We start from the raw sequence: 10,814 nt of genomic DNA, 5'->3' as shown, positions 1-10,814 counted from the left end.
ATACCCTAGAGGCTGCCTAATGAAACGACCTGTCTAACTTTCGGGGGTCACTTCAAAAGTTATGCTGACTGTTTTTTTAGCTCTTTCACATATGAATCTACACTTTGAAAAGGCACTGTAATTTTAAAAGCATCTTTTTGCTCGTAAAATTGTTTTTCATTATAAGGACCAAATCGTTTATTATGCTTTACATCGATAATCCAATAATGTTCACTTTTTTTATTTGTAATTGCTGCGTCAGGATTATTTGGATCTGATTTTTCCTCAATTTGCTTTGTGATAATGTATTTATCGTCCCAAGCAATTTCTGTAATTTTTGCAGGGATGTATTGTGTAGCATATACAGCATCCTGCGATGGGAAAAGTTCAAATGCATCTCCAGAAGTATGTATGAGTTCATATTCATCGTTAATTGTATAGGTTAAATGGTTTGTATTGCCTGTGCAACCTGTTAATAAGAGTGCGGCAAATAGGATTATCCATCTTTTCAATATGGGAACCTCCTTTATAATGCTGTTGTAACACATTGTACAAGAAAAGTAAGCGAAACGCCAGTTTACAATGTTTTTTAGAAGTGGTACGATGAAACGGGTAAAGAAGGATATGAAGGAGTCGACACAAAATGAAGTTAAAGATGCATCGTCCAGCGCTTGTAATGAATCGCATAGGTGCTTCCCTTATTGACATGTTTTTAATCTCGGTTACGTACGGTGCAGTAGTAGCTATTATTACAGGAAACTATAGTGCTATTTTTAATCGTTTTAATATAAGTTTAGGTGACTATAGATATGACCTTACACTTGTTTTCGTATTAATGGCTATAAATTTTATTCTGTTACCTTTTCTTTGGAACGGTTCTACACTTGGTAAAAAGGTAACAAGAACAAAAATAATCTCGTTAACAAGTGAAAAACTAACGTTACAAACATTAATAATACGATTTTTGGTATTATTATTACCAAGCATATTATTACTTGGAGTTCCATTAATATGCAATGTATATATGATGTTATTCCGCAAAGATAATTGTGGCTTCCATGATTTAATTGCAAAGACAAAAGTGATGAGTCTTGTATAATTAATATTTAGAGTATACGTGCTACTAATGAAATAAGACTTTTTATTGTTTGTATATAAAAAGTCTTATTTTTAATTTCATGAAAAATTCCATCATTATCTTATTTTTTGGAAAATTAGATAAATGGAATTGATATAGGGCGGATATTTCCTATATAATACCCTCCATATTATTGATGGATGTTTAAAGAAGCTGTAGCTAATTCAAACATCCTATTTTCGTTTTAAATAGATTGAAAATTAAGAGAATGTTATAATGGGTATAAATAATATCGTTATATAACAAAGGGGGATTTGGAATGACTGGAGGTAGCTTAATATTTTGGGGAATTCTTATTTTTATTGGTTTAACCTTCGATCAATATAATAGTAAGAAAAAAAAAGAAATAAAAAAGTAATCGCTTACAAGATGTAGAGTGAACTTTTCCTGCTTGCAGACTAATCTAATAAAGGAGTATACTGAATGACGGTAAGACTTATAGAAGGGGTAATGAAAATGAAGCTTGCAGGAAAGGTTGCCATTGTAACTGGTGGTGGCATCGGTATTGGACGTAGTACAGCTCTTTTGTTGGCTAAGCAAGGCGCAAAAGTAATTGTGACGGACATTGATCAAGAAAGTGGACAAGCAACAGCTGAGGAAATTACGGATTTAGGCGGAGAAGCACTTTTTGTATCCTACGATATGGGGAAACAAGGAGATTGGCAACGTGTTATTAGTTTTGCTATGGAGGCATATAGTCGTATTGATATGCTTTTTCAAAATGCTGGTCTATATAAAATAGATTCTATTTTTTCTCGCCAACAAGAGAACGATTCCAATGTACTTTGTATTAATGACGTTTGGATAGAGATAAAACAATTAACGTCATCTTTTATGAAACAGCAAGAAGAAGTGGTGCTTAGTGATTTACCTGTTTTTGGTATTATTAGCACGAGAGGACAATCATTTCATACAATAGAAGCCCTAGTATAATAATGGAAAACCGCCCCCAGTATATATGTGGACGGTTTTTTTGTATGTTCTATTATAGAACTTTATTTTTTAACGAATACGTTGTTCGGTTTGGCTATCAAAGAAATGTGCTTTATTCATATCAAAAGCAAGTTTAATTTGGTCACCAGGTGAAAAAGTATGTCTTGCATCAACACGTGCTGCAAAATCTTGATTTCCAAGTTTCATATATAAAATGGATTCAGCCCCTAACAACTCTGCAACTTCAATTTTCGTTGTGAAAGTAGTAGCTTGTGAAGCTTCTAAAAATAATAGTTCATCATGAATATCTTCTGGACGAATACCTAAAACAATTTCTTTATTTACATAGCCTTGTTCGCGTAATAACTTCATTTTTCCTTCAGATACTTTAAACTTTAGTGAACTGTCTATAACGAAATCGGTTTCAGTTAATTTTCCACGGAAAAAATTCATTGCGGGTGAACCGATAAAACCACCAACGAAAATATTTTCAGGTGTTTCATATACTTCTTTTGGAGTTCCAATTTGTTGGATTTTGCCGTCTTTCATAACAACAAGGCGTGAAGCCATTGTCATTGCCTCAGTTTGATCATGTGTTACATAAATTGTCGTTGTGCCAAGGCGGTGGTGTAATTTAGAAATTTCTGATCGCATTGCAACACGTAGTTTAGCGTCTAAGTTTGATAATGGTTCATCCATTAAGAAGACTTTTGCGTCTCGAACAATTGCTCTACCTAATGCAACACGTTGACGTTGTCCACCTGATAAAGCTTTCGGTTTTCTATCTAAATATTGTTCAAGTCCTAAAATTTGAGCTGCATGTTTCACTCGACGGTCGATTTCATCTTTCGGTATTTTTCGAAGTTTTAATCCAAATGCCATATTATCATACACACTCATATGTGGATAAAGAGCGTAGTTTTGGAAGACCATTGCGATATCTCGATCTTTTGGAGGAACATCGTTCATTAGCTTACCATCAATTGAAAATTCTCCTTTTGAAATATCTTCAAGTCCAGCTACCATTCGTAGTGTTGTAGATTTTCCGCATCCAGAAGGACCAACGAATACGATAAATTCTTTATCTTGAATGTGTAAGTTAAAATCTGTTACGGCTGTTACATTATTATCATATATTTTATAAATATTTTCTAATTTAAGTTCTGCCATGATATTTCCCCCTAGAAAGTTTATGCAAACGTTTTCTTTGAATTTATTATAAACGAATAGATTCAAAAAAGAAATAAAAACACTATAAAAAAATAAAACGTTTTCATTATTCCTATGAATATATAATAAGTTTCACATGTTTTATTAGAAAAGAAAATAAATATTGTAAGCGCTATTTTAAATTTGGATAGAATCTGTTATCATTCAGTAATGAAAACGTTTGCGCCTTAAAAAAAGAAAAAAATCAATAGTATAGATGAAATGGGGTAGCATAATGGGAAAACAATGGTGGAAAGAAAGTGTAGTATATCAAATTTATCCTCGTAGTTTTATGGATAGTAATGGTGATGGTATAGGTGACCTTCGTGGTATTCTTGCGAAGCTAGACTACTTAAAAGAATTAGGTATTGATGTAATTTGGTTATCACCAGTCTATGAATCTCCAAACGATGATAATGGTTACGATATAAGTGATTATTGTAAAATTATGAACGAGTTCGGAACAATGGAAGATTGGGATGAACTATTACATGAAATGCATAAACGTAATATGAAACTTATGATGGACTTAGTTGTTAATCATACTTCAGATGAACATAATTGGTTTATTGAATCATGTAAATCGAAAGATAATAAATATAGAGACTATTATATATGGCGCCCTGGAAAAGAAGGGAAAGAGCCGAATAACTGGGGAGCAGCATTTAGTGGATCTGCATGGCAATATGATGAGATGACAGATGAATATTATTTACATTTGTTTTCTAAAAAACAGCCAGATTTAAACTGGGATAATGAAAAGGTAAGACAAGATGTTTATGACATGATGAAGTTTTGGTTAGAAAAAGGAATTGATGGGTTCCGTATGGATGTTATTAATTTTATTTCTAAAGAAGATGGCTTACCAGCTGTTGAAACGGATGAAGAAGGATATGTTTCAGGGCATAAACATTTTATGAACGGTCCGAATATTCATAAGTATTTGCATGAAATGAATGAAGACGTATTGTCTCAGTATGACATTATGACGGTTGGGGAAATGCCTGGTGTAACGACAGAAGAGGCTAAATTGTATACAGGGGAAGCTAGAAAAGAACTACAAATGGTATTCCAATTTGAACATATGGATTTAGATTCCGGAGAAGGTGGGAAATGGGATGTAAAACCATGCTCACTTCTTACTTTGAAACAAAATTTAACAAAGTGGCAAAAAGCATTAGAACAAACAGGATGGAATAGCCTTTATTGGAATAACCATGACCAGCCTCGCGTTGTATCTCGTTTTGGTAATGATGGAGCTTATCATACTGAATCAGCGAAAATGTTAGCGACAGTACTTCATATGATGAAAGGGACACCATATATTTATCAAGGAGAAGAAATCGGAATGACAAATGTTCGATTTGAATCAATTGATGAATACCGAGATATTGAAACACTAAATATGTATAAAGAGAAAGTTATAGAGCGCGGCGAAGATATAGATAAAGTGATGCAGTCTATATATATAAAGGGCCGAGATAATGCTAGAACTCCGATGCAGTGGGATGATAGAGAACATGCTGGATTCACAACGGGTGAGCCTTGGATTGCGGTAAATCCTAACTACAAAGAGATTAATGTGAAACAGGCAATCCAAGATGAAGAATCAATTTTTTATTACTATAAAAAATTGATTGAATTACGTAAAAACAATGAAATAGTTGTGTATGGAACATATGATTTAATATTAGAAAATCACCCTTCTATTTTTGCTTATGTAAGAACATATGGAGAAGAAAAGCTTCTGGTGATTGCAAACTTTACTGCAGATGAATGTGTATTTGAATTGCCTGAGGACATTATTTATAGTGAAGCAGAGTTATTAATACACAATTATGATGTAGAAAATGTATTGATAGAAAACATTACATTACGACCATATGAAGCAATGGTATTTAAATTGAAATAAGAAAAGCCTTATGCCACCCTGGCATAAGGCTTTTACTATTACCATTTTAAAATAGAGAATCCATACGGTGGAAGTGTAACTTGTAATACACTTGCTTCCGCTGAAAATTCTTCGTTTGTATAAATGTTAATTATTTTCTTCCTGGTAATATGAAGAGGGAGTGAAGTTGTAACTTCACTGTTAGTAGGATTTAAAACGAAAAAGATAGTTTCATCTTCATATGTTTTTGTATAAGAAATATAATTATGTTCATCATTTGCCTCAATGAATTGAAAAGTACCATTTCCTCCAAATGCTTTATGTTGTTTCCGTAATGAAATTAATGTTTGTATATGTGTAAATAAAAGAGTATCTTGTTCTTTTTCATCCCATATCATACATTTGCGGCAGTCAGGGTCCATTCCACCATCCATACCGATTTCATCGCCGTAATAAATACAAGGAGAACCGATGAAAGAAAGGTGAAATACATAGAGTAACTTTAACTTATTTTTATCCCCGTTACATGTTGCTAAAATTCTAGGTGTGTCATGACTGTCTAATAAATGAAATGCCGCTTCATTTACATTCATAGAGTAGGAATGTAGAGAATCGGTAATTTGTTTCATAAATTCACTTGCATGAATGGATTCGTTAGCAAAGTAAGAAAGCAGAGCGTTTGTAACAGGATAGCTCATTACAGCATCAAATTGGTCACCTTGTAGCCATGGGAGTGCATCGTGCCAAATTTCACCTAAAATATATACTTCAGGATTTAATGCTTTTATTTCACTTCGGAATTCTCTCCAAAAACTGTGATCGACTTCATTTGCTACATCAAGGCGCCAACCGTCTATATTGAATTCTCTTACCCAATAACGCCCTACTTCAAGTAAATATTCTTTTACATCTGGGTGTGCTGTATTTAATTTAGGCATATACGGTGTAAATGCGAAAGTATCATAATTAGGAAGTGGTTCGGTTATAATTGGAAATTCATGAATATGGAACCAATCTTTATAGGCGGAATTTTCACCTTGTTCCAGCACGTCTTGAAATTTATCAAAGAAGTACCCGCTATGATTAAAAACAGCATCGAGCATTACTTTTATACCACGTTTATGACACGCTTCAATGAGTTCTTTGAAAGTTTCTTTCGTCCCAAATTGTGGATCGATTTCCATGTAATCAATTGTGTCATATTTATGATTCGAATGAGCTTTGAAAATAGGAGTGAAATATATTCCGGAAATTCCAAGCTTCACAAGGTAATCAAGGTTTTGAATAATACCAGCAAAATCTCCGCCGAAAAAATTAGTTGGAGTTGGTTCGGTACTTCCCCAAGGAAGGGTGTTTGCAGGATTTAATGTGCTATCCCCGTTAGCGAATCGTTCCGGGAAAATTTGATACCATACTGTGTCTTTAATCCAGGATGGTGCTCTGAAAACGTCTTTTGCATGAATGAATGGAAAGCAGAAAAAGTTACCGACATCGTCATTTGGAATATTAGAAAAAAATCCTCTTTCTGTATAAATAAGAGTTTCTACGTCGTTTTTTAATTCGAATCCATAACGTAAGCGTTTAAATTTCGGTTTGATTGAAACCGACCAATAATCAAATAACTCAGTAGATCCGGTTTTTTTCATTGGTGTACTTGCTGTAATCCATTTCCCGTCCTGCCATTCGTACGGATCCCCGTAGATGAGAGCGGCGCTGTGAACATCATCTCTTTTTGTGTGTATTCGGATGTGAATTGTTTTTTCGTCGTAAGCGTATGCATAATTATCTTTTGGCCTATGATAGATCGCTTCTTTAAGCATATAGAAAATCCCCCTTTAATATCTCTATACATATAGTTCCCGTAAATGAAATAATAAAGATTATGTTGCAAACGATTGCCTTCCACATAACTTTAATATTGCTTATAAGAGTAGTATTCATTTTATGTAAAGTCAATGAATAAAGAGTGTGATAAGATTATTTTGAAAATTAATATTTGCAAAATGAATAAAAGGATGTATAATGATAGACAAATAGCGCAAACGTTTTCATAGATTTAGATATTGTTTGCGCTTCTATTAAACAATTAAATGCAAACGTTTTCAATTAAAGAGGTACATAGACAATTTAGGGAGGTTTTTGGGATGAAGAAAGCATTATCACTATTAACGATTTCAGCATTGTCAATTGGCATGTTATCTGCATGTGGACCGAAAGATTCAGGAAAAAAAGAGGAAAGTAAAGCGAAGAAAGACTATGATCTTCTCGTTTGGGAAGATGATAAAAAAGGTGTTGGTTTAGAACCAGCAGTGAAAAGCTTTGAGGAAAAATATAAAGTAAAAGTAAAAGTTGTTGAAATGCAAATGACAGATCAAGTGAAGAAGTTACGTCTTGATGGACCAGCGGGGACGGGACCAGATGTTGTAACATTGCCACACGATCAAATCGGAAATGCAGTAACAGAAGGCTTACTTTCTGAAGTAAAAGCAGATGATGCTGTGAAGAGTAAATTTACTGACTTATCAATAAAGGCACAAACATACAACGGGAAATTATATGGTTTACCAAAAGCAATTGAAACACCAATTTTTATTTACAATAAAAAATTAATGCAAAAAGCTCCAGAAACGATGGACGAGCTATTTAACTTCTCAAAAGACTTTACGAAGGATGGCAAGTACGGATTTTTAACATTAGGAGATAACTTCTACTTTGCTAACGCGTTTATGGCAGGTATGGGCGGATATGTATTTGGTGAGAAAGACGGAAAGCCAAATGCAAGTGATGTTGGATTAAATAATAGCGGAGCAGTACAAGGTGCTGAATATCTTCAAAAATGGTACAAAGAAAAGTTATTCCCGAAAGGTATTATCGGTGAATCTGGTGGACCTGCTGCTGATGGATTATTCAATGAAGGAAAAGCAGCATCTATTATGAACGGACCGTGGGCGTTCCAAGCGATGGAAAAGAACGGAATTGATTATGGTGTTGCTCCAATGCCAAAATTACCAAATGGTCAACCGATGAAAACATTTGTTGGGGTAAAAGGATGGCATGTAACAAGCTTCTCTAAACAAAATGATTTAGCTACAAAATTCACTGAGTGGGTAACAAATGAAGAAAACGCAAAAATTAGATTTGAGAAGACAAAAGAGATTCCTCCAGTAAAATCAGTAATGGAAGATCCAATTATTAAAGATAATGAAGCTGCAAAAGCAGTTGCAACTCAATCAGAAAATGGAATTCCAATGCCGAATATTCCAGAAATGCAAGAAGTATGGAAACCAGCTGGAGACGCGCTTCAGTTAGTAGTTACAGATAAAGAGGCACCAAAATCCGCGCTTGATAGTGCAGTGAAACAAATTAAAGGAAATATTGAGGCAAATCATAGTAAGAAAAAATAAGGTGAAATTCGTGCCTCTATAGGAGAGGCACGAATTCTCTCCCTTCCAAGTAGGAAGAAAAAAGGGGGAAGGAACATGCAAACATCTATGGAACCAATGAAAGATATGAACGGTTCGAAACATAGGAAAATGGCGACCATGTTATCTATTATTCCAGGCATGGGCCAAATATATAATAAACAATTTGTAAAAGGCCTTATTTTTCTAGTATTAACAGGTTCATTTATTGTAGCATTTGCTGATTTGTTAAATATGGGATTATGGGGAATTGTAACGCTCGGTACAGAAGTTCCACGTGACCATTCTGTCTTTCTATTAGTAGAAGGGATTTTGGCACTTATCGTCATAGTGTTTGGACTCGGAATATATGGATTTAACTTATATGATGCATACCAAAATGGGAAGAAACGTGATATAGGAACACCATTAAATTCAGTAAAAGAGCAATACCGTAACTTATTAGATCAAGGTTTTCCATATTTAATGGTTTCACCAGGATTTCTATTACTAATCTTTGTAGTTGTATTTCCAATCATTTTTGTAATTTTAATTGGATTTACGAACTATGACTTATATCACTCTCCTCCAGCTAAATTAGTAGATTGGGTGGGCTTTAAAAACTTTATTGATATTTTCACATTACCAATGTGGAGAGAGACATTTTTAAGTGTATTTTCTTGGACTGTCATTTGGACATTTGTTGCAACAACATTACAAGTTGCACTTGGTATTTTCTTAGCAATTATCGTAAATCAGCCTGGTATTAAAGGTAAGGCAATTATTCGAACAATCTTCATTTTACCGTGGGCTGTTCCAGCATTCGTATCTATTCTTGTCTTCTCGGGTATGTTTAATGAAACATTTGGAGCAATTAATAATCAAGTATTAGCTTTATTCGGGATTGAAAAGATTGCTTGGATGACAGATCCGTTTTGGGCGAAGATTGCTTTAATTATGATCCAAACGTGGCTCGGTTTCCCATTCGTCTTTGCAATGACAACAGGTATATTGCAATCGATTCCAGGAGAATTATATGAAGCTGCTACAGTAGATGGAGCAACTGCTTGGCAACAGTTCCGCAAAATTACATTGCCACTTGTTTTATACGCAACAGCACCAATTTTAATTACACAATATACGTTTAACTTTAATAACTTTAGTATCATTTATCTATTTAACGGCGGAGGTCCTGCTGTAGCGGGGCAAGATGCAGGTGGAACGGATATTTTAATTTCATGGATTTATAAGTTAACGATGACTTCAGCGCAGTACGGAAAAGCAGCAGCTCTTACAATGATTTTATCGTTAATCGTTATTACAGTTGCATTATGGCAATTTAAGAGAACAAAATCATTCCAAGAAGAGGATATGATGTAAATGAATATTAAACGACAAAAGATGTTACGTCTTTCATTAAGTTATTTAGTTATCTTCATAATGTGTGCGATTATTTTCTATCCATTACTATGGATTATTGGTTCATCGTTTAATCCAGGAGATAGTTTGTCTGGTTCTAGCATTATTCCAAAAAATGCTACGTTAGATCATTATCGTAAGCTACTTGATCTTGATTCAAGTAAGTACTTACTTTGGTATAAAAATACGTTAAAAGTTAGTGTTATGACGATGATTTTTTCGGTGTTAGCAATTAGCTTTACTGCTTATGCATTTTCGAGATATCGTTTTGTCGGAAGAAAAAATGGTTTATTAACATTTTTAATTCTACAAATGATTCCGAACTTTGCAGCGTTAATCGCACTATATGTATTAGCGCAGTTAACAGGATTAATTGATACACATCTTGCATTAATTTTAATTTATGTAGGTGGAGCAATTCCAATGAATACTTGGCTTATGAAAGGGTATTTTGATACGATTCCGAAAGAGTTGGATGAGTCAGCCCGCATGGATGGAGCAGGACACTTCCGTATTTTTTGGCAAATCATTATGCCGCTTGCAAAGCCAATCGTAGCGGTTGTAGCATTATTCACTTTCATCGGTCCATTTACAGATTTCATTTTAGCAAGTATTATTTTACGCACGCCGGAAAATTACACTTTAGCAGTTGGACTCTATGAAATGGTAGCGAAGAAATTTGGTAATGAATTTACGACGTTTGCGGCTGGTTCCGTATTAATTGCAATCCCGATTTCGATTTTATTCTTATCACTACAAAAATACTTTATTTCTGGTTTAACAGCTGGAGGTACGAAAGGATGAGAAATGGGACATTATGTCCCATTTTTCTTTTCATCTCTCT

Annotated in this window: 10 protein-coding genes; 7 read left to right on the top strand and 3 right to left on the bottom strand. The window is 34.2% G+C overall.

The features are described from left to right. Nucleotides 1-59: 59 nt before the first annotated feature. Nucleotides 60-491: a DUF3997 domain-containing protein gene (locus CQ058_RS25860; protein WP_105590046.1), complete on the bottom strand. Its 432-nt coding sequence runs from the start codon at nucleotides 489-491 to the stop codon at nucleotides 60-62. A gap of 131 nt (nucleotides 492-622) precedes the next feature. On the opposite strand from CQ058_RS25860, the gene CQ058_RS25855 reads away from it, so the two are divergent. The 3 genes from CQ058_RS25855 to CQ058_RS25845 all read left to right on the top strand — a co-directional run bounded on the left by CQ058_RS25855 (nucleotide 623) and on the right by CQ058_RS25845 (nucleotide 2,050). Then, nucleotides 623-1,078 carry an RDD family protein gene (locus CQ058_RS25855; protein WP_002138152.1) on the top strand — a complete coding sequence of 152 codons (456 nt, stop codon included), beginning with the start codon at nucleotides 623-625 and terminating at the stop codon, nucleotides 1,076-1,078. A gap of 298 nt (nucleotides 1,079-1,376) precedes the next feature. Then, entirely contained in the window at nucleotides 1,377-1,475 is a 99-nt protein-coding gene (locus CQ058_RS25850) for a hypothetical protein (RefSeq protein WP_002111552.1), read from the top strand. Between the two features lie 65 nt (nucleotides 1,476-1,540). Continuing rightward, nucleotides 1,541-2,050 carry an SDR family NAD(P)-dependent oxidoreductase gene (locus CQ058_RS25845; RefSeq protein ID WP_002066937.1) on the top strand — a complete coding sequence of 170 codons (510 nt, stop codon included), beginning with the start codon at nucleotides 1,541-1,543 and terminating at the stop codon, nucleotides 2,048-2,050. Between the two features lie 69 nt (nucleotides 2,051-2,119). Here CQ058_RS25845 and CQ058_RS25840 read toward each other — a convergent pair whose 3' ends face one another. After that, the gene (locus CQ058_RS25840) at nucleotides 2,120-3,220 is read right to left on the bottom strand and encodes an ABC transporter ATP-binding protein (protein WP_002066938.1); all 1,101 of its coding nucleotides are present in this window, start codon (nucleotides 3,218-3,220) and stop codon (nucleotides 2,120-2,122) included. A gap of 274 nt (nucleotides 3,221-3,494) precedes the next feature. Between CQ058_RS25840 and CQ058_RS25835 the strand changes: the two genes are divergently transcribed. Then, nucleotides 3,495-5,171, top strand: a complete 1,677-nt coding sequence (locus CQ058_RS25835) for a glycoside hydrolase family 13 protein (RefSeq protein WP_105590045.1) — start codon at nucleotides 3,495-3,497, stop codon at nucleotides 5,169-5,171. Nucleotides 5,172-5,209: 38 nt separating this feature from the next. Here CQ058_RS25835 and CQ058_RS25830 read toward each other — a convergent pair whose 3' ends face one another. Continuing rightward, nucleotides 5,210-6,970 (bottom strand): alpha-glycosidase, encoded by a 1,761-nt coding sequence (locus CQ058_RS25830; protein ID WP_078175407.1) that lies wholly within the window; start codon nucleotides 6,968-6,970, stop codon nucleotides 5,210-5,212. Nucleotides 6,971-7,294: 324 nt separating this feature from the next. Between CQ058_RS25830 and CQ058_RS25825 the strand changes: the two genes are divergently transcribed. The 3 genes from CQ058_RS25825 to malD all read left to right on the top strand — a co-directional run bounded on the left by CQ058_RS25825 (nucleotide 7,295) and on the right by malD (nucleotide 10,774). Then, a complete protein-coding gene (locus CQ058_RS25825) occupies nucleotides 7,295-8,554 on the top strand; it encodes an extracellular solute-binding protein (protein WP_002088369.1) in 1,260 nt (419 codons plus the stop codon). A 75-nt stretch (nucleotides 8,555-8,629) separates the two neighbouring features. Further along, nucleotides 8,630-9,931 (top strand): maltosaccharide ABC transporter permease MalC, encoded by a 1,302-nt coding sequence (gene malC, locus CQ058_RS25820; protein ID WP_002088367.1) that lies wholly within the window; start codon nucleotides 8,630-8,632, stop codon nucleotides 9,929-9,931. Further along, entirely contained in the window at nucleotides 9,932-10,774 is an 843-nt protein-coding gene (gene malD, locus CQ058_RS25815) for a maltosaccharide ABC transporter permease MalD (RefSeq protein ID WP_002160656.1), read from the top strand. Nucleotides 10,775-10,814 lie beyond the last annotated feature (40 nt).

It is taken from the genome of Bacillus sp. MYb56 (genome assembly GCF_002976445.1).
Taxonomy (GTDB): Bacteria; Bacillota; Bacilli; order Bacillales; family Bacillaceae_G; genus Bacillus_A; species Bacillus_A mycoides.
The sequence above is the reverse complement of the archived record's forward strand: the minus strand, read 5'-3'. Positions and strand labels throughout refer to the sequence as shown.